Here is a 22934-nt window from a genome sequence, read left to right as displayed (position 1 = left end):
TAGGATGGCCCAGCCGGTACGCGTGGAAGCGAGGGACTGTGTTCGACATCAACGGGTGGGAGCTGCTCCTGCTCGGTGTCCTGGCGATCCTCATCCTGGGTCCCGAGCGACTGCCCGAGTATGCCGCGAAGTTCGGCAAGTTCGTCCGCCAGGCCCGCAGCATGGCCGACCGTGCCAAGCAGCAGCTCAAGGACGAGATGGGCCCGGAGTTCTCCGACGTCGACTGGCGGGCCTACGACCCGCGCCAGTACGACCCGCGCAAGATCGTGCGCGACGCACTGTCGTCACCGCCCGACGAGGACTACGAGCCGTCGCCCGCCGCCGACAAGCCGGTCAGCACGCCGCAGGGGCACAACCCCCTGATGCCGACGCCCTGGGACGACGAAGCCACCTGAATCTCTGACCCAGAGGTATCACTGTCCCCTTCGGGCGTTATGGTCAGACCTTGATGCCTGCCGACCCGACCTCGCACCCGCCCGCCTCCGTCCGGTCCCTGTGGCGCCTGCGGGGATACCTCCGCCCGCACCGCTGGGCCCTCGTCGCCATGTTCGCGGCCTCGATCGCCGGCGTCGGCCTGTCGATCGCCATCCCGCTCGTGACCCGAGCCATCATCGACGGACCCATCACCCGGCACGAGCTGGGGCCGGTGCTGCCGCTCGGCCTGGCCGCGCTCGCCCTCGGCATCCTCGAGGCGGTGCTGATCTTCGTGCGGCGATGGGTCCAGTCCAACGCCGTTCTCGGGCTCGAGACCGACCTGCGCCGCGACCTCTACGAGCGGCTGCAGTCACTGCCCATGAGCTTCCACACGCGGTGGCAGTCGGGCCAGCTGCTGTCCCGCGCCACCACCGACCTCTCGGCGATCCGGCGCTTCAGCGGGTTCGGCCTGCTCTTCCTCGTCATCAACGTCCTGCAGGTCGTCGTGGTGACGACCGTGCTGCTCACCATGTACTGGCCCCTCGGGCTCGTCGTCGCGGCGACGGCCGTTCCCATCATCTGGCTCTCGATGCGCTTCGAGAAGGCCTACGTCCTCGTCTCGAGGCGGGTGCAGGACCAGCAGGGCGACCTCGCGACGCAGGCGGAGGAGGGCGCCGTCGGCATTCGCGTCATCAAGTCGTTCGGACGCAGCGACCACGTCGCGCGCCGCTACGACGAGGCCTCCCTGGAGCTGCGCGCGACGAGCCTCGACAAGGTCCGGCTGTCGGCGAAGTTCTGGACGTTCCTCGAGGTCATCCCCAACCTCGCCGTGGTCATCGTGCTCCTGCTCGGCGCCATCGGGGTCGGCAAGGGCGCGCTGACCCCCGGTGAGCTGGTCGCCTTCATCACCCTGATGCTCTCGCTGGTCTGGCCCGTGTCGTCGCTCGGTGTCATCCTCGCCATGGCGCAGGAGGCCATGACGGCGGCAGCTCGCGTCCTCGAGATCTTCGACACCGAGCCAGACATCGTCCCCGGTGACCGCCACGTGCCGGCTCCACGGGGGCACCTGCGCTTCGAGCACGTCGACTTCGCCTTCCCGGACGCCCCTGACGAGCCGGTGCTCCGCGACGTCAACCTCGACCTGCCACCCGGAGAGACCGTGGCCCTCGTCGGCGCAACGGGCTCGGGCAAGACCGCCTTGACCGCCCTCGTGCCGCGCCTCTTCGACGTCACCGCCGGTCGCATCACCATCGACGGGGTCGACGTGCGCGACCTCGAGCTCGTCGAGCTGCGCAGCCTGGTGGCGACCGCCTTCGCCGAGCCGACCCTCTTCTCCATGAGCGCCCGTGAGAACGTCACGCTGGGCCGGGCCGACGCCCCGGAGGAGGAGGTCCTGGCGGCCCTCGAGATCGCCCAGGCCGGCTTCGTCCACGATCTCCCGTGGGGCCTCGACACCCGCATCGGCGAGCAGGGCATGTCGCTCTCGGGTGGCCAGCGCCAGCGCCTGGCTTTGGCCCGCGCAGTGTTATCGCGACCGGCGGTGCTCGTCCTCGACGACACCCTGTCCGCTCTCGACGTGCACACGGAGAAGCTCGTCGAGCAGGCGCTGTCGAGCGTGCTGTCCGAGACGACCGGCCTCGTGGTCGCGCATCGAGCCTCGACCGTCATGCTCGCCGACCGGGTGGCGCTGCTCGAGCGCGGCACCATCACCCACGTCGGCACGCACCGGGAGCTGCTGGACACCGTCCCGGCCTACCGCGAGCTGCTCGCCGCAGACTCGTCCGACCCGTCCGACTCGTCCGCGCCGTCTGACGCGCCGGCCTCCGAGGGAATGCACGTATGAGCACACCGGCCGAGCAGTGGCGCGGTGTCGCCGACGGCGACGTCGAGGGGGACCTGACGGCCGAGACGTCGGCGCGGCTCGAGGGCCGCTCCCGCCGCCTGCTGGGCGAGGTCCTGCGCCCTTGGCGACGGGCGCTGTGGTGGCTCATGGTCGTCGTCGTCATCGAGAACGCCGCCCGGCTGTCGATCCCGTATCTCGTCAAGGAGGGCATCGACACCGGGATCCCGCCGATCCGCGAGTCCGGCGACCTCGAGCCGCTGCTGCTGGTCGTCGGCCTCGTGCTCTTCGCGACGGTCGCTCAGGCCGTGGCCCGCAACCTCTTCCTCGTCCGCTCCGGCCTCATCGGCCAGGACATCCTGCTCTCGATCCGCCGACGCGTCTTCCGGCACTTCCAGCACCTGAGCCCGGCCTTCCACGACCGCTACACCTCCGGTCGCGTCATCTCGCGACAGACCTCCGACGTCGACGCCATCTACGAGATGCTCGAGACCGGCTTCGACGGCCTCGTCACGGCAGCCCTGACGCTCGTCGGTACGTCGATCCTGCTGCTCGTGCTCGACGTCAAGCTCGGCATCGTCGCGCTGCTCTGCGGTCCGGCCCTGGCGCTGCTGACCAACTGGTTCCGCAAGGAGTCCGCGAAGAGCTACCGGGCCACGCGTGAGAAGGTCGCCCTGGTCATCGTGCACTTCATCGAGTCGATGAACGGCATCCGCGCGGTCCAGGCCTTCCGCCGCGAGCCGCGCAACCAGGAGATCTTCGACGACGTCAACGACCAGTACCGCCGCGCCAACCTCGTGGCCTTCCGGCTCGTCGCCTGGTTCATGCCCGGCATACGGCTCATCGGCAACGTCACGATCGCCGCCGTGCTGCTCTACGGCGGCTACCTCGCCTACCACGGCGAGGTCACCGTTGGTGTACTCGCGGCGTTCCTGCTCTACCTGCGACAGTTCTTCGAGCCGATGATGGAGATCTCGCAGTTCTACAACACCTTCCAGTCGGCCTCCGCCGCGCTCGAGAAGCTGGCCGGCGTCCTGGACGAGGCGCCCGACGTGCCCGAGCCGACCGATCCGGCGGAGCTGGCCGACCCGCAGGGCGAGGTGCGCTTCGACGGCGTGCAGTTCTCCTACGTCGACGGTGCCACGGTGATCCCGGGCCTCGAGCTGACCATCCCGGCCGGGCAGACGGTGGCGCTCGTCGGCACGACAGGGGCCGGCAAGACGACGATCGCGAAGCTGGCCACCCGCTTCTACGACCCCACCCGAGGAGCTGTGCTCCTCGACGGCATCGACCTGCGGCGGCTGGCCTCCGACGACCTGCACCGGGCCGTCGTCATGGTGACCCAGGAGAACTACCTCTTCAGCGGCACCGTCGCCGACAACATCCGGTTCGGTCGTCCGGACGCCACCGACGAGCAGGTCGAGTCGGCCGCGCGCTCGCTCGGAGCGCACGACTTCATCGCCGCCCTCCCGCAGGGCTATGACACCCCGGTCTCCAACCGTGGTGGCCTGCTCAGCGCCGGGCAGCGCCAGCTCGTCGCCTTCGCGCGCGCTTTCCTCGCCGACCCTGCGGTGCTCATCCTCGACGAGGCGACGTCATCGCTCGACGTTCCCTCCGAGCGGCTGGTGCAGCAGGCGCTGGGGACCATCCTCGCCGGGCGCACGGCCATCGTCATCGCCCACCGGCTCTCGACGGTCGAGATCGCCGACCGCGTCCTCGTCCTCGAGCACGGCCGGGTCGTCGAGGACGGCGCGCCGGAGCAGCTCGTCGCCGCCGGGGCCGGCCGCTACTCCGACCTGCACCACGCCTGGGTCAGCTCCCTGGCCTGACGCCCGCCCCGATCAACCAAGAGAGCAATTCCCCCGAGCGAAGGAGCAGTTCGTCCGATCGGACGAACTGCTCCTTCGATGTGGGGGTGCGAGGTCAGGGGTGGAGACGAAACGCTCTTTCGGTCGGAGTCAGCGGCCGGCGGGGGTCAGGCCGAGGGAGCGGCCGGCAAGGCCGCGCGCTCGTGACCCGAGCCGGCGGGCGATGCCCCGCAGGGCCACTGCCGCGGCGGAGTCCGGCGTGCTGAGCACGACAGGAGTGCCCGAGTCGCCCCCCTCACGCAGTCGCGTGTCGAGCGGGATCTGGCCGAGCAGCTCGACCGGGGCCCCGATGCTCTTCGTGAGCGAGTCGGCGACCGCCTGGCCGCCGCCCGAGCCGAAGATCTCCTGGCGGGTGCCGTCGGGCAGCTCCAGCCAGCTCATGTTCTCGATGACACCGACAACCCGCTGGTGGGTCTGCAGGGCGATGGAGCCGGCGCGCTCGGCCACCTCGGCCGCCGCCTGCTGCGGGGTCGTGACGACGAGGATCTCGGCGGTCGGGATGAGCTGCGCGACGGAGATGGCGATGTCGCCGGTGCCGGGCGGCAGGTCGAGCAGGAGCACGTCGAGGTCGCCCCAGAACACGTCACCGAGGAACTGCTGCAGCGCGCGGTGCAGCATCGGGCCACGCCACACGACGGGCTGGTTGCCGGGGACGAACATGCCGATCGAGATGACCTTCACGTCGTGGCTGATGGGCGGAAGGATCATGTCGTCGACCTGCGTCGGGCGCTGCTGGACGCCGAGCATCCTCGGCACCGAGAAGCCGTAGACGTCCGCGTCGACCACGCCCACCCGCAGGCCCTGCTCCGCCATCGCGGCAGCGAGGTTGACCGTCACCGACGACTTGCCGACGCCACCCTTGCCGGATGCGACGGCATACACCCGCGTGAGGCTGTTGGGCTTGGCGAAGGGGATCTCCTTCTCCGGGGCGCCACCACGCAGCTGCGAGCGCAGCTCGGCACGCTGCTCGTCGCTCATGACGTCGAGCTCGACCTCGACGGAGGTCACACCCGGGAGGGCCAGCAGCGCGTTGCTGGAGTCCTTGGTCAGGGTGTCCTTCATGGGGCAGCCGGACACGGTCAGGAAGATGGCGAGGTCGACCTTGCCCGCGTCGTCGATCTCGACCGACTTGACCATGCCGAGCTCGGTGATCGGCTTGCGGATCTCGGGGTCGTTGACCTTCGAGAGCGCCGTGAGCATGGCGTCACGGCTGGGCAGTACGGCGACAGACATGTGTTCCATCGTATGCCGGGTCCTGCTTGACCCAGACCACGGCGGGGGTGCGCTCGCTCACCCTCCGTGGCGCGTGTCCTGGGCCTCGTCGTCGGCACGGCGGATGAGCGACCGGTCCTCGAGCTCGTCGAGGAGCGAGCGCAGCTCGGACCGCACGAAGTCACGAGTGGCCTGCTCGCGCAGCGCCAGACGCAGCGACGCCACCTCGCGCGTCAGGAACTCGGTGTCGGCGAGGTTGCGCTCGTCGCGGGCCCGGTCCTGCTCGAGGGCCACGCGGTCGCGGTCGGCCTGGCGGTTCTGCGCGAGAAGGATGAGGGGCGCGGCATACGAGGCCTGGAGGCTGAGCATGAGCGTCAGGAAGATGAACGGGAACGCGTCGAAGATCAGCGGCGGCGGGGCGAGGACGTTCCAGGCGATCCACGCCGCGACGAACACCGTCATCCCGATGAGGAACTGGGCCGTGCCCATGAAGCGCGCGAACTTCTCGGACAGGACGCCGAAAGCCTCCTGGGTCATGGGCACCCGGGGCAGCACGCGGGCGCGCTGCTCCTGCGGCTGGTCGAGCTTGTCGAGGCGCACCGCCCGCGTGCTGGTGCGCCGCTCGGCGCGCTCGCTCACGGCTTGACCCCCAGCTCATGGCGTTCCTCGCGCCAGTCCTCGGGCAGGATGTGGTCGAGCACGTCGTCGACCGTGACGGCGCCGATGAGCCTGCCGTCGTCGTCGACGACGGGCAGGGAGACCAGGTTGTAGGTCGCCAGGGTGCGGGTCACGGTCTCGAGCGACGCGCTGGCGGCCACGGGCTCGATCTCCTTGTCGATGATGGAGCCGACGGCGGCGTGCGGCGGCTCGCGCAGCAACCGCTGGATGTGCACGAGCCCGAGGTAGCGGCCCGTCGGAGCCTCGAGCGGCGGCCGGCAGACGTAGACCATCGAGGCCAGCGCAGGCGCCAGCTCCTCACGGCGCACGGTGGCCAGGGCCTCGGCGATGGTCGCCTCGGGCCCGAGGATCACCGGTTCGGTCGTCATCATTCCGCCGGCGGTGTTCTCGTCGTACGCCAGCAGCCGGCGCAGGGGAGCGGCCTCGTCCGGCTCCATCAGCTGGAGCAGCTGCTCGGCCTGCTCGGGCGGCAGGTCGGCGAGCAGGTCGGCGGCGTCGTCGGGCTCCATGGCCTCGAGGACGTCGGCGGCCCGCGAGTTGGCGAGGCCGGCGAGGATCTCGACCTGGTCGTCCTCGGGCAGCTCCTCGAGGACGTCGGCGAGCCGCTCGTCGTCGAGGGCGGCCGCCACCTCGGCACGGCGCTTCGGGTTGAGGTCGTGGATGACCTCGGCGAGGTCGGCCACCTTGAGGTCGTCGTAGGTCTCGAGGAGGCGCTCGGCGCTCTGTGCGCCCGCCTGCTGGTGCAGCCCCACGACGTCCCGGATGTCGACGAGCATCGTCTTGCCCGAGCGGCGACGGGTCAGGCGCGACATGGCCTTCGAGGCCGAGGAGACGCCGGCCGGGGCCTGCCGCACGAAGACGCGGGTGCCGAGCCAGTCGCGGCGGGGCCCCTGCTCGATCGCGAGATCCTCGACGAGCGCGTCGGCGAAACCGGCCTCGACGGCCTCCGGCGTCGTGACCTTGACCGTGCGGTCGAACAGCTCGGCTGCGACGAGGACCTCGTTGGTGCGCTGCTCGAAGCGGCGCATGTTGACCAGGCCCGTCGTGATGACGGCACCGGCGTCGATCGAGGTGACCCGAGTCATGGGCACGAAGACGCGGCGCCGGCCGGGGACCTCGACGACGAGACCGATGACGCGGGGCTGCGGCCGGTTGGCCGAGAACATCACCACGACGTCGCGCACGCGCCCGACCTGGTCACCGAGCGGGTCGAAGACGCTCAGTCCGGTCAGGCGCGCGACGAAGACGCGGGTGCTCGCACTCATGGGGCCTAGGCTAGGGGGTCAGCGTCCGCGTCGACGGCTGCCACGGCGTTGGCGCTTCTTGCGCAGCTTGGCGCGTTCCTTCGCGGCGCGGCGGGCGGCCTTGGCGTCGGCGCGGGCCCGCTTGCGCTGAGCCTTCTCCTCGCCTCGGCCACCCCAGTGCCACGGTCGCCAGGAGGTCGTCGTCGCGGCGGTCCTGGCGGGGGGCTCCCGGTGGTCGGTGGCGGCATACGACCCGGGGGACTCGAGCGGGCTGTCGAAGGGCACGAGTGCCGTCACGGTGCACTCCGCGGCCCACCGCGTCACCGAGTCATCGACTGAGTTGAGCCGCGAGCCGCGCAGCACCTCGGTGGCGCGCTGCCACTCGGGTGTCCCGGGCTCGAGCACATGGGTCCGTGCCCGGACGGTGAGCAGCCGGCCGCCGGTGTCCTTGCTGCGCAGGATGAGCCGGACCTCCTCGGGCAGCCACGGCAGGGGCTGCTCGCCCGGGCCGCTCACGACGAGGGCCGCGCCGTCGTCCCAGGCGTGCCACGCAGGCCACGTGCGGTCGCCCGCGACCTCGATCCACAGCAGTCCGGACTTGGACATCGCCTCTCCGAGCAGCGCCGTGGCGCTCGCAGCCGGGGAGACGGTCGCCTCCGGCGACGGCCGAGCGCCAGCGGGAGTCGTCTGCTGGGTCAGCCGCTCGGGTGCGCGCTCGGTCACACCGCCACCCTAGTGATCCCGCCCTCATCGGTGGAGTGCGTGACTGTCGTCATAACGCGGTTCGCCGGCCCGTTGCTACGTTGACGCCCATGCGCAGCGCCAAGGACTTCTTCCGGCCGCTCGCGGTGGGGGCGCCGATGCCCCTGACGCAGGTGCCCGCCCGCCCGTCACGGGTCATCCACTTCTTCGACCCCAGCAACCCCAAGATGGCCGCGAAGGTGCCGAGCCTCGTCGGCACCGTCGACGTGCTCCTCGGCAACCTCGAGGACGCCGTCAAGGCCGACCGCAAGGAGGCAGCGCGGGCCGGGCTCGTCGAGATCGCGAAGGCCACCGACTTCGGCGAGGACACGCAGCTCTGGACACGCATCAACGCACTCGACAGCCCGTGGGCGCTCGACGACCTGACCACCCTCGTCACCGAGATCGGCAACACGCTCGACGTCGTCATGGTCCCCAAGGTGCAGGGCGCCGAGGACATCCACTACGTCGACCGGCTCCTCGCCCAGCTCGAGGCCAAGGCGGGGCTGACCCGACCGATCCTCGTGCACGCCATCCTCGAGACCGCCCGCGGCATGGTCAACGTCGAGGAGATCTGCGGCGCCTCGCCCCGCATGCAGGGGCTCTCGCTCGGACCCGCCGACCTCGCGGCAGACCGGCGGATGAAGACGACCCGTGTCGGGGGCGGGCACCCCGGCTACCTCGTGCGCACGGACCCGGTCGGCGGCGACATCACGGGAGAGCGCGCCACTGCGCAGCAGGATCTGTGGCACTACACCATCGCCCGCATGGTCGACGCGTGCGCCATGCATGGCATCTACCCCTACTACGGCCCCTTCGGCGACATCCAGGACGTCGTCGCCTGCGAGGACCAGTTCCGCAACGCGTTCCTGCTCGGCTGCGTCGGCACGTGGTCGCTGCACCCGGTGCAGATCGAGATCGCCAAGCGGGTCTTCAGCCCCTCCGCCGAGGACGTCGCCCACGCGCGCCGCGTCGTGGCCGCCATGGGCGACGGCACCGGCGCGGTGATGCTCGACGGCAAGATGGAGGACGACGCCAGCCTCAAGCAGTGCCTCGTCATCGTCGAGCTCGCCGAGCGCCTTTCGAAGGCCGATCCAGCGCTGGCCGAGCTGTATGCCGTCGCGCCCGTCGCACAGGAAGGCTGAGCTGCCATGCCCGCCGAGCCCGCGGCATACCGCCCCCGTCGTTCGGTGCTCTACCTGCCGAGCTCCAACGAGAGGGCCCTGGAGAAGGCGAAGTCGCTCCCGGTCGACGCGCTGATCCTCGATCTCGAGGACGCGGTGGCGCCCGAGGCCAAGGTGGCCGCACGCGAGCAGGCCTGTGCTGCAGTGCAGTCCAGCGAGTATGGCCGGCGTGAGCTGACGATCCGCGTGAACGGTCTCGGCTCCGAGTGGCACGACGCCGACCTGGCGGCCGCTTGTACGGCCGGTCCCGACGCCGTCGTGGTGCCCAAGGTGAGCTCGGCCGACGAGGTGCGCGGGCTGGTCGCTGCGATGGACGCCGCGGGCGCGCCGGAGCGCACGCGGCTCTGGGCGATGGTCGAGACCCCGGTCGCTGTCCTGCACGCCGAGGAGATCGCCCGCGCCTCCGACCGGCTGGCCTGCCTCGTGCTCGGAACCAACGACCTCTACAAGGAGCTCGGGGCGAGCTTCGCGCCGGGACGAGCGGCCATCCAGACGTCGCTGCAGCTGGCTGTCCTCGCTGCCCGCGCCGCGGGTGTGGCCCTCCTCGACGGAGTGTTCAACGACGTCAAGGACGCCGAGGGCTTCCTCGCCGAGGCGCGTCAAGGACGCGAGCTGGGCTTCGATGGCAAGACGTTGATCCACCCCGGCCAGGTACAGCCCTGCAACCAGGTCTTCGCCCCGAGCCCGGAGCAGGTCGAGGAGGCGCGTGCGGTCATCGCAGCCTTCGAGACGGCGCAGGCCGAGGGCAAGGGTGTGGTCACGCTGAAGGGCCGCCTCATCGAGAACCTGCACGTCGACACGGCCCACAAGGTCCTCGCCACGGCGGAGGCCATCGCTGCTCTCGGCTGATGTGCCGGGTCAGGTGACCGCCCCGAGCTTGTCCGGGTTGCGGATCGCGTGCAAGGCGGTGACGCGGTCGTCGTCCACGGTGAGGAAGAGCACCGAGTCGATGCCCTCGACCGACGTCATGACGACTGCCAGCTCGCCGTTCACGGTGCGCAGGTGCGGCGCCAGACCCTCCACGTCGGGCCGGCCGAGGACCCCGACCAGCCAACGGATCACCTTCTGCGCGCTCTGGATCGGCCGCAAGGCGGCCTTGCGGAGCCCACCCCCGTCGGTCACCAGCGTCACGTCGGGCGCAAGCACCTCGAGCAGGCCCGCGACGTCACCTGTGGACGCGGCCGCGAGGAACCGCTCGGTCACCTGACGGTGGCGGGCCGTGTCGACGACGGAGCGCGGCTGCCGTGCCTCGACGTGCGAGCGGGCCCGGTGCACGAGCTGCCGGACAGCGCCAGGGGAGCGGTCGAGGGCCCCGGCGACCTCGCCGGACGGCATACCGAACACCTCGGCCAGCACGAACGCCGCACGCTCCAGGGGACTCAGCGACTCGAGGACGATGAGCATCGCCATCGACACGTCGTCGGCGAGCTCGGCCGCAGCCGCGCCATCGTCTCGTGGGTCGCTCGACACCGGCTCGGGCAGCCACGGACCGACGTAGCTCTCGCGGCGGGCTCGCAGCTGCCGCAGACGGTTCAGCGCCAGCCGCGTCGTGATCGTCAGGAGGTACGCGCGTGGCTCGTCGACCGTGGACGCGTCGACGGCGCTCCACCGGATCCACGCCTCCTGCACGACGTCCTCAGCGTCGGAGTGGCTGCCGAGGAGCCGGTAGGCGGCACCGACGAGGAGGCGGCGATGCTCCTCGAAGACGGCGGTCAGGTCGTCGGTGCGGTCATCGTTCACCGGGCAGGCACCTCGCCGTGGTCCTTGAAGCCCTGGCTGGTCAGGCCGAGGGCGGCGTTCGTGCGGGAACGGAGGTTCTCCAGCGAGATCATCGCAGTCAGCTCGACGAGCTGCTCGTCGGTGAGGTGCGTGCGCAGTTCGGCCACCTGTTCGTCGGTGACCTCCGGCGGCGTGGTGGTCATCGCCTCGGCGTAGGCGAGCACCGACCGCTCGAGCGGCGTGTAGACGGTGGCCTCGCGCCAGTCGGCGAGGTGCTCGAGCTTGGCGACGTCGAGGCCGTTCTCGCGCGAGACGTACCACCCGAAGTCGATGCACCAGCTGCAGCCGGCCTGCGCCGCGACGGCGGCGCACGCGAGGTCCTTGAGTCCGGCCTCGACGCTCGACCACTTCTCGACGGACAGCTCGAACCGAGAAACCGACAGCAGCACCCGCCGGTTGTGCATCATCGCGAGCCCGGGCTCGAGGACGGCGCCGTACCGGCGCCGGCTCCACGCGGAGACGAACCGGACCAAGGGTGTCCGGCGGTGCTCGAGGGGCACCCGGGCGCCGGGCGAGCGCCCGGTGACCGGCGTGAGCGGGGTGGTGCGGATGTCGGACATTCGACTCTCCTCGGTCGGGGCGCCGCTCCCGGCGCCGTCGAGGAATGGACACGCCCCAGGAGCCGGATGTGACATCGCGCTGCGCGGGTCACGGGTCGCGGTACACGCAGGGGGAGACCGGAGCATCAGGAACGGGCCGCGGCCCACGCCAGCTCCGCCTGCACGTTGCCGCTCCAGAAGTCGTCGTCGTGGCCTCCCGCGGTGAAGTGGGACTCGACGCCGGGCAGGCGACGCGCCAGGACGCGGTTCGCCGAGATGAAGGGGTCGGACGTGCCGCAGTCGAGGCGCACCGGGATCCCCCTCAGCCGTTCGAGCCGGTTGAAGATCGAGTGGCTGTCGAAGTCGGCCCGCCCGTCGTAGGCGCGTACTGGTGTCTCGCTGCCCTTCTGCCACAGGGCGGCGCTCGCGGCGACGACGCAGCTGACCCTCGAGGAGCCGAGCTCGCTGGCGAGAAGCAGCGCCCCGAAGCCGCCCATCGACCATCCCAGCAGGGTGACGGGAGCTGAGCTCGACAGCCCGGCAGCCCTGAGCGCCACGGGGATCAGCTCGTCACGGACCATCGCGCCGGTGTCACTGCCGTCCTGTCGCGCGTGCCAGTAGGAGTCGCCTCCATCGACGGACACGAGCGCCATCCCCGACGGCTCGACGGCGTCAGCGAAGCCGAGATCGAAGGCGTCGTCGGCGGACCCGCCGAAGCCGTGCAGTGCCACGACGAGCCCGCGAGGTGGCCCGGAGCGTGGCACTGCCAGGCGCCACTTCGGCGCCTCCACCCCGAAGCTGTCGCTGAGCACGCCGTCCCTAAGTGCTGGTCCCGTCGCCGACGTGCAGCCGGCGACACCGGACACGGCGGCCAGTCCGAGGGCGCCGGCCAGCAGGGCGCGCCGGGAGAGTCTGCGACGATCACGCATGGCCGGAGCGTAGGGCCGGTGCGGCACCCGCAGCCGTCACCGCGCCAGGGAAACCTCAGGGCGCCTCACGCGTTCAACCGGCATGAGCCAGGACTCGCAGGCGGGCCAGCGTGGACCGACCGGCCCAACCCGCCGGCGGGTGCTCACCCTCGGGGCGGTCGGTGCTCTGGGGGCCGTCGTCGGCGGCGGCGCGTATGCCGTGTCGCGCGGTGCCGGCCTCCCCTCCCTCCCGCAGCTGCCGGCTGTGGGCGAGCCGTGGCCGCCGGAGCTGCGCATCGAGCCGCGTCCGGTGGACTTCGGGGAGCTGCAGGCACGGCGCGCGATCGGCTGGGCGGCGCACGTGTACGAGGTGAACGGGCACGCGGTCACCTACTACGTGACCGAGCCGTTCGGGGCGCGCCTCGACCGCTGGCTGGCGCTGCACCGCCGCCACGTGGGGCAGGCCCCGGACGAGATCCGGTCCTACGGCGCGTGGGTGCGCGGGTCGTCGACGTCGTGGCACAGCTCCGGCGAGGCCATCGACATCGCGCGCCTACGCTCCGACGGGCGTGACCTCAGCTCCCTGCGCCACGACCAGTGGCGGGACGCCCCGGCGAGTGAGCTGCGTCGCCGCCTCGCGCTCTACTGGCGCACCGCGGCGGGGCTGCACCACGAGTTCGCCGACGTCCTGACCTACCTCTTCGACGCCGCGCACGACAACCACATCCACGTCGACCTCGGGCGCTTCGGACCAGAGCGGCCGCGGATCATCCGGCGCTCGAATGCGCAGGTGCAGGCGGTGCAGGCGATGTGCCGGCACGTGTGGGGCCGGACCGACGTGGAGATCACCGGGGAGTTCGACGACGTGACCCGTTCGGCCACCACCCGCATACTCGAGCAGTCCGGCGGTCCGGGCGAGCTCGCCGACAGCCGGGAGGCCTGGCAGGCCTTCATGGTCGCCACGATGGAGCAGGCGTAGCACAAACGACGGGACGGCGACCCTGCGCCCGATCGTAGGATCGAGGCCATGGCCAAGACCGTGCTCACGCCCCAGTCCGAGGACTTCCCCCGCTGGTACCAGGACGTCGTCGCCAAGGCCGAGCTCGCCGACAACGGGCCGGTGCGCGGCACGATGGTGATCCGGCCGTACGGCTACTCGATCTGGGAGCGGATGCAGGCCGACATGGACCGGCGCATCAAGGAGGCCGGGGCGCGCAACGCGTACTTCCCGCTCTTCATCCCGGAGTCCTACCTCACGCGCGAGGCGGAGCACGTCGAGGGCTTCAGCCCGGAGCTGGCCGTCGTGACGCACGCCGGCGGCAAGGAGCTCGAGGAGAAGGTCGTCGTGCGCCCGACCTCCGAGACCGTCATCGGCGAGTTCATGGCGAAGTGGACGCAGAGCTACCGCGACCTGCCGCTGCTGCTCAACCAATGGGCCAACGTCGTGCGGTGGGAGCTGCGTCCGCGCATCTTCCTGCGCACCAGCGAGTTCCTGTGGCAGGAGGGTCACACCGCCCACGCCACCGAGGAGGATGCACGCCTCTACGCCCAGCGGATCCACGAGGAGGTCTACGCGGCGTTCATGCGCGAGATGCTCGCCATGCCGGTCGTGCTCGGCCGCAAGACGAAGCGCGAGCGGTTCGCCGGGGCGACGAACACCCTTGCGCTGGAAGGGATGATGCGCGACGGCAAGGCGCTGCAGATGGGCACGAGCCACGAGCTGGGCCAGAACTTCGCCAACGCCTTCGACATCACCTACCTCTCCGAGCAGGGGCGACAGGAGACCTGCTGGACGACGTCGTGGGGCAGCTCCACCCGCATGCTCGGCGGGCTCATCATGTGCCACGGCGATGACCACGGCATCCGCGTCCCGCCGCGGCTGGCGCCCGTCCAGGTGCTCGTCATGGTCGTCAAGGACGGCGAGGGCGTCGTGGAGGCGGCACGTCAGGTCGTCGCCGACCTGATCGCCCTCGGCGTGCGGGCGGAGCTCGACGCGCGCGTCGACACGCCCTTCGGGCGGCGCGCCGTCGACGCCGAGCTCAAGGGCATCCCGGTCCGCGTGGAGGTGGGCCCGCGCGATCTCGCGGAGGGCTCGGTGACGCTCGCGCGCCGCATCGCCGGCGGCAAGTCCTCGGTGCCGCTCGGCGCCGTCGTCGACACGGTGACCCGCGCCCTCGACGAGGACCACGATGCGTTGTATGCCGCCGCGCTGGCCCATCGGGACGCGAACACGTCCGCCGTCGCCACCCTCGAGGAGGCCGAGGAAGCCGCCCGCACCGGCTGGGCGACGATCCCGTGGTCGACGCTCGGGCCGGACGGTGAGGCCACGCTCGCCGAGTCGGCGGTCACGGTGCGGTGCCTGACGATGCCGGACGGGTCGGTACCGACCTCGGAGTCGGACGAGGGCGTGCTCGCCGTCGTCGGGCGGGCCTACTGATGGGTGCCGGCGCTGCCCAGGCACGCGAGCCGGACCGGAAGGCCCAGCCGGAGGTGCTCACCCCGCTGCTGCGCGACCGCGAGAGCATCATGGTCTACGACCGGTCCCACGTGCTCGAGCCGCACGCCCTGCGCGCCATCCTCGAGGCTGCCAGGTGGTCACCGTCGGCCGGCAACTCCCAGCCGTGGGGCTTCGTCGTGGGGCTGCGCGGCGACGACACGCACACGGCCATCGTCGAGGTCCTCTCGACCGCCAACCAGGCCTGGGCGCCGTCGGCGTCGGCGATCATCCTGACGCTGCACCAGGTCGCCACCGACGAGGACCACGAGATCGCCTACAGCGACTACGCGATGTACGACCTCGGCCAGGCCGTCGCCCACATCACCGTGCAGGCACGCTCGATGGGCCTGCAGGTGCGCCAGTTCGCCGGGTTCGACCATCGCGCCGCCCAGGCGGTGTTCGCCGTGCCGCCGCACTGGGCCGTGACGACCGGCATCGCGCTGGGAGTGCCCGCAGGGCCGGACGATGACACCGAGATCCCTGCCTGGCTGCGCACCCGGGCTCGACTGCCCCGCTCGCGCCTGCCGCTCGAGGCCTTCGTGCACTCCGGGAAGTTCGGCCACCCAGCGGACTTCCTCACCGACTGACGGAGAGCAAGACGGATGGAGGCCACCCCACGAACGGGTGGCCTCCATCACGTCTGCAGTCCCCTCGGCCCCCCGCCTGCGAGCTCACCAGCGCGACGTCGCCGCAGCCATGAGGTCACCGAAGAGCAGACCCTCGTCGGCGGCATACCCACGACGAGTGAACCAGTCACACATGTTTCGCGTGTCGCGTTCGAGGAACTCCGGCCCGTGCGGGTTGCCGATGACGTCGACGACCTGCGGCCAGTCGATGAGGACCAGCCGGGAGGCGTCACCCTCACCTTCGAGCAGCACGTTGTACGGCGAGAGGTCGCCGTGCGCCCAGCCCAGCTCGGCAAGCCGGAGCATGGCCTCGCGCAGCTGGTCGAAGAGCACCGGCAGCAGGTCCGGGTCCGGGCGCACCTGCGCGAGGCGTGGCGCGGCCCGACCGTCGGAGGTGCCGATGAACTCCATCAGCATCTCGTCGTCGGACATCTGCACCGGGTAGGGCACCGGCAGCCCCTCGTCCCAGAGCCGGACCAGCGTCTCGAACTCGGCGAAGGCCCAGAGGCCGCTGATCAGCTCCTTGCCGAACGAGGTGCGGGTCCGGATGGCCCGCGTCTCGCGCGACTTCCGCACGCGCCGCCCCTCGAGGTAGCCCGCGTCGCGGTGGAACATGCGGTGCTTGCTCGACCGGTAGCGCTTGCCGGCCATGACGACGTCCCGGTCCGGTGAGCCGGGCACCCACCGGCGCACCAGGTGGACGTCCGCCTCCTTGCCGGTCTTGAGCACCCCGAGATCGGCCTCGACGGCGCCGAGATCGGTGATGACCCACTCGGGGCGTGGCTTGGGGCCGTGAGTCGCGCCGTCCCAGCTCGACCACCGCTCGCCCTCGGGAGGGCCGTCGGGGGCGGTGTCGACCGCGTACTGCTCGGCCTCGAGCTGGGGGGTGCGCCGGCCGGTCAGCCGGGAGTCACCGACGTCGAGGTCGTCTTCGTGAAAAGCGTTGAATGACAAGAGGACTCCAAGGAAGAAGAGATGTGGGCAGGCATGCCCGGGGCCGTCATCGACATGTCGCCCTCCTTGGGTCCGGTGCGCCGGTCGTGCACCGCCGCGCTCGCGACCGAGACTCCCGCACGCCGACGGCGCAGCGCAACCGCTTTTCCGGGATGCCCGGTGGACGGGGGTTTTCGGCGAATCGGTATCACCGCACCGTCCCGCGGCTCTACCGTGACGAGGCGTGCACAGGTCGGGTTCGTCTCGGAGGGGAGCCAGGTATGCCGTCCGCGTCCTTCGGCGGGGGAGCACTCCGTGTCCGTGTGCCGCGCGGCTACGACGCGTCGCCGGCGAGCGACCGCAGCGACCGTGACCTGCCCGACGATCCGCGCGCAGCCCAGCGCGCAGCGCTCGTCAAGGCCCTGAGCAGTGGCGACTTCGTCGTCGTCGACCGGGTCGACCTGACGCCCCGTCGAGAGCGCCACCTCGACGGCAGGCCGCCGACGAACCGTCCCGGCACCGTGAAGCTGGACGTGGACGTGCCGGCCGACCACGACGCGGTCGTGCTGCTCGAGCATGACGGGGTCTACTCGTGGCACCTGCCGGTGGGCGCGGCCGACGGCAGGCGTTCGATCGACCGTGGCCCTCGTACCGTGTCGTTCTCCCTCTCCGTCCAGCCCGAGCGGCCCCGCCGGCCGCTCCGACGCGCCCGTGCCCTGCACACCTCCCCGGCCCGCCCGGACCGCGGCCTGCTCGGCGACCTCGCTCACGGCGCCCTGCAGGCGATCGTGCTGCGCTTCGCCGCACCGGTCGTCGTCGGCCGGGCCGTCGAGCACCTCGAGTCGACGGTCCGGACCGGGCTCGTCCACGTCACCGGAGGAGCCCTCGAGCAGTGGAAGCCGGTCGACAGCCTCGCGGAGGTGGGCCTGCCCACTGATCGGCCGGCACGGGTGCTGCTCCTCGTGCACGGCACCTTCTCGTCGACCACCGGCGGCTTCGGCGCGCTCGCGCTCACCCCCGGGGCCGAGGGCTTCGTCGACACGCTGGTGGCCGCATACGACGCCGTCATCGGTTTCGACCACCGCACCCTCAGCGTCGACCCCGAGCGCAACGCGCGCGACCTGCTGGCCCTGCTCGCGCCGCACGAGAGTGGGCTGCTCATCGATGTCGTCACGCACAGCCGGGGAGGCCTCGTCACGCGGTCGCTCGCCGAGTCGGTGCTGCCGGGCTCCGGCCTGCCGGTGGGCGTCGAGTCGATCGTGTTCGTCGCGGCCACCAACTGCGGCACCCACCTGGCCGCCCCCGAGCGCTGGCACGACCTCGTCGACCTCTACACGAACCTCGTCATGGTCGCCTCGACCGGCCTCGCGCTCGTGCCGGGCGCCGCGCCCTTCGCCGCGGTCGTCGGCGGCGTCGTGCGCGGCATCAGCGCGCTTGTGAAGTACCTCGTCTCGTATGCCGCGACCGGCGAGGGCGTGCCCGGCCTGGCCGCGATGACGCCGGACGGCGACTTCGTCAAGGCCATCAACACGACCCAGCCCGGCCAGCCCGAGCCGGGGACGAGCTGGTACGTCGTCAGCTCGGACTTCCACGTCTCCCTCGTCGACGACCACCACAACCCGCCGGAATTCCCACGGGAGCTCGCGATCGGGCTCGTCGAGGGCTTCGTCGACGGGCTCTTCCACGGCGGCAACGACCTCGTGGTCGACACCGACTCGATGTCGGCAATCGACCTGCCCGGGGGCGGCTTCGTCAAGGACACGTTCGCCCTCGGCACCAACGACGTCGTCTACCACGTGAACTACTTCGCACAGCTGTCGGTCATCGGCGCGATCTCGCAGTGGCTTCCGCTCGGCCTGGGCGCCTCCGACGAGGAGGCGCAGCCGGCCGAGTGGATGACCTCCGGACCCGCGCCCGAACCGGTCGGCGGTGACCGTGGCCTGGAGCGTGCCGAGGCTGAAAGGCGGCCGTCTCGCGCCGTGCCGGCTCGTGCAGTGCCGATGCCCTCGACGGCTGCCCGGCCACCGGCCCGGGCCGAGAGGACGACCGCGGCCGAGCTCGCCGCCGAGATGCCCTCGCTCGTGACGCCGGGCGCCGACTTCACCGTGCGCGTACGCCTTGCCCGAGGGGAGCTGTCGGCCACGCAGGGCACGGTCCACGCGTCGCAATCCGTCCACGTCGCGGAGGGTCGCCCGGTGACCGTCCAGGTCTACGGCAAGGACAACGCCCGGGTCGTCGACACCGATGCCAAGGTCTTCGGCCTGCCCGACGGCGCCTGGGCGAGCGAGCTGACCTTCTGCCTCCGTGCGCTGGCGGTGGGGCCGGTGCGCGTCACCGTCGTGCTGCGACAGGGCCGCGTGCCGGTGGCGAGTCTCACCCTCGAGTCCACGGCCGCAGCAGCCGCGGCGGTGCTCCCCGCTCCCGTGACGGCCGCGGCCCACGCAGGCATCGACGCCCCCGAGCTCGACGGCCTCCCGTGCCTCGACATCGTGGAGGGCCGGCGCGTGACGGGGGAGCGGGTCTACAGCTACGCGCTGCGACTCGTGCCCGGAGAGCCGGAGCGCGTCTTCGAGTCCGCGCCGATCGGCGGCCGCGACGACTTCGTCCGTGACCGGATCGCCGAGGTCGAGCGCGTGATCAAGGATCCCGACCTCACGCCCCGAGAGCGCCTGTGCCAGCTGCAGAACACCGGCACCCTGCTCTTCGACCAGTTCTTCCCCGAGGACATGCAGGACTACCTCTGGAAGCATCGGCACCTCGTGCACGACCTCATCGTCTACACCGACGAGCCGTCCGTGCCGTGGGAGCTCGTGCACCTCAAGCCCGCACGGGGCAAGCGCGGCGTGAAGCCGTGGTTCCTGGCCTCGGGCGGACTCGTCCGGTGGCAGCTCGGCAGCTTCCCGCCGCGGACGGTGCGCGTCCGGCGCGGCCACGCGCGGTCGATCTGCCCCGTCTACGCCGACCCGATGTTCCGCAACGACGCCGGAGTGGCCGAGGCCGGCTACCTCGAGGACCGTTTCGGCGCCAAGCCCGTGCCCGCGACCCCGAGGGGCGTCGAGCGCCTGCTGCGTGGCGGCAGGTTCGACCTGCTGCACTTCTCGGGGCACGGCGCTGCGAGCTCGGACGACATCGCCGACGCCAAGGTGCTGCTGCGCGGCCGGCGGCGCGGCTCCACCGTCGTCCAGCAGTACCTCAGCTCCACGGACGTGGCGCAGAACCTCGACTGGACCGGCCCCGACGCCGTGGGGCCCCTCGTCGTGCTCAACGCGTGCCAGACAGGGCGGTCCGGCACCCTCTTCACGACGGTCGGCGGCTTCGCCAAGGCGTTCCTCGACGCAGGTGCCTCGGCCTTCGTCTCGTGCCTGTGGTCGGTGCAGGAGGAGCCGGCGCGCGTCTTCGTCGAGACCCTCTACCAGGAGCTGCTCAAGGGCACCCCGATGTCTCGGGCCAGCTCGCTCGCCCGAGCCGCCGCCCGCGACGCCGACGACCCGACGTGGCTCGCCTACGTCGTCTACGCCAGACCGGACGCCGTCCTCGAGCTGGTGTGAGACGGCATACGCCGCAGTCGAACCCGCCCAACCGGACGGGTCCACCCAGAAGGAAGGAAGGGTCATGGCACGCAGGGCTCTGTGCGTGGGAATCAACGAGTTCGAGTCGCTGCCGCAGACGAGCTGGCTCAGCGGCTGCGTCAACGACGCCGACGACGTCGCCAAGGCCCTGCGGCCGCTGGGCTTCACGGCCCGCACGACGACGGTGCTGACCGACGCCGGTGCCACCAAGACGGCGGTCATGGCAGCCCTGACGCAGCTCGTCGACACCGCCAGGTCAGGCGACCACATCGTCTTCTCCCTCTCGAGCCACGGCACGCAGGTGCCCAACGAGCCGGGAGGCGACGTCGAGCCGGATGACCTCGACGAGGCCTTCGCCTGCCACGACATCCGGCAGAAGGGCGACCAGTGGGACCGCGACACCGTCATCGTCGACGACGAGCTGCGCGATCTCTTCGCGCGCGTGCCCTCCGGTGTGCTGCTCGAGGTGCTGCTCGACACCTGTCACAGCGGCACCGGCCTGAAGGACCTCGAGGAGATCATGCAGGCCCAGCTGCTCGGCCGGAAGCCGCGCTTCCTGCCCGCTCCCACCCGTGCCGGGCTCGAGAAGGCACGCAAGCTGCGCGCCGTGGCGCCCCCGCGCACCGTCGACCGCAAGGCCCTCGTCGAGCTGACGAGGAGTCCCCGGACCGCCTCCAGGCCGGTGCTCTACGCGGCCTGCAAGCCCAACCAGACGGCGTCCGACGCGACCTTCGACGGGCGCTCCAACGGTGCGTTCACCTACCTCCTCCTCAAGGCCGTGAAGGCCCACTCGACCGCCACACGGAGCGACCTGCTCCGCTCGGTCACCGCCGGGCTCAGGGACGGCGACTTCAGCCAGCGGTCGACGCTCGAGGGACCGACCAAGTGCAGGAAGGTCCCCTTCGGACAGCCCTGGTAGGCGCGGCGGCCGGGACAGGCGGGGGGACGACGAGCCGCCGGTGACCGACGACACAGGTGTCGACACTCACACGCACGGGCACTGACCACGCCGGCGACCCGACGGCATACTCGGTCCGAGTTGACCGCGAGCCCAGACGCAAGGTGGATCCGAGCATGTCCCGACTGCAGCAGACCGACGGCCTCACCGAGGAGCAGACCGAGCTGGTCAAGCTCGTGCGCGAGTTCGTCGACGAGCAGATCCTCCCCGTCGCCACCGAGCTCGAGCACCGGGACGAGTACCCCCAGGCGATCGTCGACGGGATGAAGGAGATGGGGATCTTCGGGCTGATGATCCCCGAGGAGTACGGCGGCCTCGGCGAGTCGCTGCTGACCTACGCCCTCTGCGTCGAGGAGATCGCGCGCGGCTGGATGAGCGTCAGCGGCATCATCAACACCCACTTCATCGTCGCCTACCTGGTGCTCCAGCACGGCACCGAGCAGCAGAAGCAGCACTACCTGCCGAAGATGGCGACGGGCGAGATCCGCGGAGCCTTCTCGATGAGCGAGCCCGGTTGCGGCTCGGACGTGTCGGCGATCAAGACCAAGGCCGTCAAGGGCGACGACGGCGAGTGGTCGATCAGCGGTCAGAAGATGTGGCTGACGAACGGCGGGTCGGCCAACCTCGTGGCTGTCCTCGTCAAGACCGACACCGGGGCTGACTCGGTCTACCGGAACATGACGACCTTCCTGGTCGACAAGGAGTCCGGCTTCGGCGAGACCGCCCAGGGCGTCACCGTGCCCGGCAAGATCGACAAGATGGGCTACAAGGGCGTCGACACGACCGAGCTGCTCTTCGACGGGCACCGCACCACCGACGCCCAGATCCTCGGCGGCGAGCCCGGCAAGGGCTTCTACCAGATGATGGACGGCGTCGAGGTCGGCCGCGTCAACGTCGCCGCGCGTGGATGCGGTGTCGCGAGAAGGGCGTTCGAGCTCGGCGTCTCCTACGCCCAGCAGCGCGAGACGTTCGGCAAGAAGATCGTCGACCACCAGGCGGTGCTGTTCCGACTCGCCGACATGGCCGTCAAGGTCGAGGCCGCGCACGAGATGATGGTCAAGGCCGCCCGGAAGAAGGACTCCGGCCAGCGCAACGACCTCGAGGCCGGGATGGCGAAGTACCTCGCGTCGGAGTACTGCTCGCAGGTCGTCGAGGACAGCTTCCGGATCCACGGCGGCTACGGCTACTCCAAGGAGTACGAGATCGAGCGCCTGTACCGGGAGGCGCCGATGCTGCTCATCGGTGAGGGCACGGCCGACATCCAGCGGATGATCATCGGCCGCCGGCTCGTCGAGGACTACAAGCTCAAGTCCTGAGTGTCCCTGCCTCGCCCCGACCGGGGATGGGAGGATAAGGCCATGAGCCTGCAACCGAAGGGTCCGGGGGGACGCCCCGGATTTGCGACGCTGTCCCTCGAGTACCCCCTCTCGCTCGGGGTGTTCGAGAAGTACACCGAGGCGCAGAAGGCCGTCGACACGCTGTCCGACAACCAGTTCCCGGTCGAGAACTGCCTCATCGTCGGCACCGACCTCAAGCAGATGGAGCGGGTGACGGCCCGGCTCACGTGGGGACGGGTCGCCCTGGGCGGTCTGCTGTCCGGCGTGTGGCTCGGGCTCTTCGTGGGCCTGATCCTCTCGCTCTTCTCGCGCCCCTCGAACCCGACGACCCTGTTGCTCTACACCGCGCTCTACGGCGCCGTGTTCGGCCTGATCTGGTCGGTGGTCGGCTACGCCTTCACCCGCGGGGCGAGAGACTTCTCGTCGGTGAGCCAGGTGGTGGCCACCCGCTACGAGGTCTTCTGCGAGCACAAGTTCGCGCAGCAGGGTCGTCAGATCCTGGCCGACGCGGGCATCGTGGCCACCGCGACCGCGCCCGTCACTCCGCCCGCGGCCCAGCCCGGACCGCCGCCGGCCGTCTGAGCCGGGCTCGACCCCGCCTCCACCC

Annotated in this window: 20 protein-coding genes; 12 read left to right on the top strand and 8 right to left on the bottom strand. The window is 71.0% G+C overall.

What is annotated here, in order from left to right; all coding sequences use genetic code 11:
* Positions 1-38: 38 nt before the first annotated feature.
* Genes tatB through AC3WRT_RS03505 form a run of 3 tightly spaced genes read left to right on the top strand, consistent with a single transcriptional unit; the run spans position 39 to position 4083 of the window.
* A complete protein-coding gene (tatB, locus tag AC3WRT_RS03515; RefSeq protein WP_492719181.1) occupies positions 39-395 on the top strand; it encodes a Sec-independent protein translocase protein TatB in 357 nt (118 codons plus the stop codon).
* Positions 396-448: 53 nt separating this feature from the next.
* Complete coding sequence (locus tag AC3WRT_RS03510) at positions 449-2257, top strand: ABC transporter ATP-binding protein (protein WP_492719179.1); 1809 nt, start codon at positions 449-451, stop codon at positions 2255-2257.
* Positions 2254-4083, top strand: coding sequence for an ABC transporter ATP-binding protein (locus tag AC3WRT_RS03505; protein ID WP_492719177.1), 1830 nt, complete (start codon positions 2254-2256; stop codon positions 4081-4083). Before AC3WRT_RS03510 ends, AC3WRT_RS03505 begins: the two co-directional genes overlap by 4 nt.
* A gap of 129 nt (positions 4084-4212) precedes the next feature.
* Here the strand turns inward: AC3WRT_RS03505 and AC3WRT_RS03500 are convergent, their stop codons facing one another.
* Genes AC3WRT_RS03500 through AC3WRT_RS03485 form a run of 4 tightly spaced genes read right to left on the bottom strand, consistent with a single transcriptional unit; the run spans position 4213 to position 7979 of the window.
* Positions 4213-5355 (bottom strand): Mrp/NBP35 family ATP-binding protein, encoded by a 1143-nt coding sequence (locus tag AC3WRT_RS03500; protein ID WP_492719175.1) that lies wholly within the window; start codon positions 5353-5355, stop codon positions 4213-4215.
* A 57-nt stretch (positions 5356-5412) separates the two neighbouring features.
* Complete coding sequence (locus AC3WRT_RS03495; protein WP_492719173.1) at positions 5413-5973, bottom strand: DUF1003 domain-containing protein; 561 nt, start codon at positions 5971-5973, stop codon at positions 5413-5415.
* Complete coding sequence (locus AC3WRT_RS03490) at positions 5970-7277, bottom strand: magnesium transporter MgtE N-terminal domain-containing protein (RefSeq protein WP_492719171.1); 1308 nt, start codon at positions 7275-7277, stop codon at positions 5970-5972. Before AC3WRT_RS03490 ends, AC3WRT_RS03495 begins: the two co-directional genes overlap by 4 nt.
* Positions 7278-7295: 18 nt before the next feature.
* Positions 7296-7979, bottom strand: a complete 684-nt coding sequence (locus AC3WRT_RS03485; protein ID WP_492719169.1) for a hypothetical protein — start codon at positions 7977-7979, stop codon at positions 7296-7298.
* An 89-nt stretch (positions 7980-8068) separates the two neighbouring features.
* Between AC3WRT_RS03485 and AC3WRT_RS03480 the strand changes: the two genes are divergently transcribed.
* Positions 8069-9142, top strand: a complete 1074-nt coding sequence (locus AC3WRT_RS03480; protein ID WP_492719167.1) for an HpcH/HpaI aldolase/citrate lyase family protein — start codon at positions 8069-8071, stop codon at positions 9140-9142.
* Between the two features lie 6 nt (positions 9143-9148).
* Positions 9149-10030: an HpcH/HpaI aldolase/citrate lyase family protein gene (locus tag AC3WRT_RS03475; protein WP_492719165.1), complete on the top strand. Its 882-nt coding sequence runs from the start codon at positions 9149-9151 to the stop codon at positions 10028-10030.
* 9 nt (positions 10031-10039) lie between these two features.
* Here the strand turns inward: AC3WRT_RS03475 and AC3WRT_RS03470 are convergent, their stop codons facing one another.
* The 3 genes from AC3WRT_RS03470 to AC3WRT_RS03460 form a co-directional block, all read right to left on the bottom strand.
* Entirely contained in the window at positions 10040-10921 is an 882-nt protein-coding gene (locus AC3WRT_RS03470; RefSeq protein WP_492719163.1) for an RNA polymerase sigma-70 factor, read from the bottom strand.
* Entirely contained in the window at positions 10918-11520 is a 603-nt protein-coding gene (locus tag AC3WRT_RS03465; RefSeq protein WP_492719161.1) for a carboxymuconolactone decarboxylase family protein, read from the bottom strand. Before AC3WRT_RS03465 ends, AC3WRT_RS03470 begins: the two co-directional genes overlap by 4 nt.
* Before the next feature lie 125 nt (positions 11521-11645).
* Positions 11646-12428 (bottom strand): alpha/beta hydrolase-fold protein, encoded by a 783-nt coding sequence (locus tag AC3WRT_RS03460; RefSeq protein WP_492719159.1) that lies wholly within the window; start codon positions 12426-12428, stop codon positions 11646-11648.
* Between the two features lie 82 nt (positions 12429-12510).
* Between AC3WRT_RS03460 and AC3WRT_RS03455 the strand changes: the two genes are divergently transcribed.
* Genes AC3WRT_RS03455 through AC3WRT_RS03445 form a run of 3 tightly spaced genes read left to right on the top strand, consistent with a single transcriptional unit; the run spans position 12511 to position 15491 of the window.
* Positions 12511-13386: an extensin family protein gene (locus AC3WRT_RS03455; RefSeq protein ID WP_492719157.1), complete on the top strand. Its 876-nt coding sequence runs from the start codon at positions 12511-12513 to the stop codon at positions 13384-13386.
* 48 nt (positions 13387-13434) lie between these two features.
* Positions 13435-14844 (top strand): proline--tRNA ligase, encoded by a 1410-nt coding sequence (gene proS, locus AC3WRT_RS03450; RefSeq protein WP_492719155.1) that lies wholly within the window; start codon positions 13435-13437, stop codon positions 14842-14844.
* Positions 14844-15491 carry a nitroreductase family protein gene (locus AC3WRT_RS03445; RefSeq protein ID WP_492719153.1) on the top strand — a complete coding sequence of 216 codons (648 nt, stop codon included), beginning with the start codon at positions 14844-14846 and terminating at the stop codon, positions 15489-15491. The genes proS and AC3WRT_RS03445 overlap by 1 nt, the downstream gene beginning before the upstream one ends.
* A gap of 84 nt (positions 15492-15575) precedes the next feature.
* Here the strand turns inward: AC3WRT_RS03445 and AC3WRT_RS03440 are convergent, their stop codons facing one another.
* Positions 15576-16484 (bottom strand): serine protein kinase RIO, encoded by a 909-nt coding sequence (locus tag AC3WRT_RS03440; protein WP_492719151.1) that lies wholly within the window; start codon positions 16482-16484, stop codon positions 15576-15578.
* Between the two features lie 260 nt (positions 16485-16744).
* On the opposite strand from AC3WRT_RS03440, the gene AC3WRT_RS03435 reads away from it, so the two are divergent.
* The 4 genes from AC3WRT_RS03435 (at position 16745) to AC3WRT_RS03420 (ending at position 22909) form a co-directional block, all read left to right on the top strand.
* Positions 16745-20011 (top strand): DUF7379 domain-containing protein, encoded by a 3267-nt coding sequence (locus tag AC3WRT_RS03435; protein WP_492719149.1) that lies wholly within the window; start codon positions 16745-16747, stop codon positions 20009-20011.
* Between the two features lie 64 nt (positions 20012-20075).
* Positions 20076-20951 (top strand): caspase family protein, encoded by an 876-nt coding sequence (locus AC3WRT_RS03430; RefSeq protein WP_492719147.1) that lies wholly within the window; start codon positions 20076-20078, stop codon positions 20949-20951.
* Between the two features lie 155 nt (positions 20952-21106).
* Complete coding sequence (locus AC3WRT_RS03425) at positions 21107-22306, top strand: acyl-CoA dehydrogenase family protein (RefSeq protein WP_492719145.1); 1200 nt, start codon at positions 21107-21109, stop codon at positions 22304-22306.
* Between the two features lie 42 nt (positions 22307-22348).
* Positions 22349-22909 carry a YflT domain-containing protein gene (locus AC3WRT_RS03420; RefSeq protein WP_492719143.1) on the top strand — a complete coding sequence of 187 codons (561 nt, stop codon included), beginning with the start codon at positions 22349-22351 and terminating at the stop codon, positions 22907-22909.
* Positions 22910-22934: the final 25 nt, after the last annotated feature.

The organism is Terrabacter sp. FW104-15G4B (assembly GCF_058790095.1).
Note: the sequence above shows the minus strand (reverse complement) of the source record. Positions and strands in the feature narration are given on the sequence as shown.

Coding starts and splice junctions, on each gene's coding strand:
- AC3WRT_RS03510 (WP_492719179.1), top strand. CDS start 449: ATGCCTGCCGACCCGACCTCGCACCCGCCCGCCTCCGTCCGGTCCCTG.
- AC3WRT_RS03505 (WP_492719177.1), top strand. CDS start 2,254: ATGAGCACACCGGCCGAGCAGTGGCGCGGTGTCGCCGACGGCGACGTC.
- AC3WRT_RS03500 (WP_492719175.1), bottom strand. CDS start 5,355: ATGTCTGTCGCCGTACTGCCCAGCCGTGACGCCATGCTCACGGCGCTC.
- AC3WRT_RS03490 (WP_492719171.1), bottom strand. CDS start 7,277: ATGAGTGCGAGCACCCGCGTCTTCGTCGCGCGCCTGACCGGACTGAGC.
- AC3WRT_RS03480 (WP_492719167.1), top strand. CDS start 8,069: ATGCGCAGCGCCAAGGACTTCTTCCGGCCGCTCGCGGTGGGGGCGCCG.
- AC3WRT_RS03475 (WP_492719165.1), top strand. CDS start 9,149: ATGCCCGCCGAGCCCGCGGCATACCGCCCCCGTCGTTCGGTGCTCTAC.
- AC3WRT_RS03465 (WP_492719161.1), bottom strand. CDS start 11,520: ATGTCCGACATCCGCACCACCCCGCTCACGCCGGTCACCGGGCGCTCG.
- AC3WRT_RS03460 (WP_492719159.1), bottom strand. CDS start 12,428: ATGCGTGATCGTCGCAGACTCTCCCGGCGCGCCCTGCTGGCCGGCGCC.
- AC3WRT_RS03455 (WP_492719157.1), top strand. CDS start 12,511: ATGAGCCAGGACTCGCAGGCGGGCCAGCGTGGACCGACCGGCCCAACC.
- proS (WP_492719155.1), top strand. CDS start 13,435: ATGGCCAAGACCGTGCTCACGCCCCAGTCCGAGGACTTCCCCCGCTGG.
- AC3WRT_RS03445 (WP_492719153.1), top strand. CDS start 14,844: ATGGGTGCCGGCGCTGCCCAGGCACGCGAGCCGGACCGGAAGGCCCAG.
- AC3WRT_RS03435 (WP_492719149.1), top strand. CDS start 16,745: ATGCCGTCCGCGTCCTTCGGCGGGGGAGCACTCCGTGTCCGTGTGCCG.
- AC3WRT_RS03430 (WP_492719147.1), top strand. CDS start 20,076: ATGGCACGCAGGGCTCTGTGCGTGGGAATCAACGAGTTCGAGTCGCTG.
- AC3WRT_RS03425 (WP_492719145.1), top strand. CDS start 21,107: ATGTCCCGACTGCAGCAGACCGACGGCCTCACCGAGGAGCAGACCGAG.
- AC3WRT_RS03420 (WP_492719143.1), top strand. CDS start 22,349: ATGAGCCTGCAACCGAAGGGTCCGGGGGGACGCCCCGGATTTGCGACG.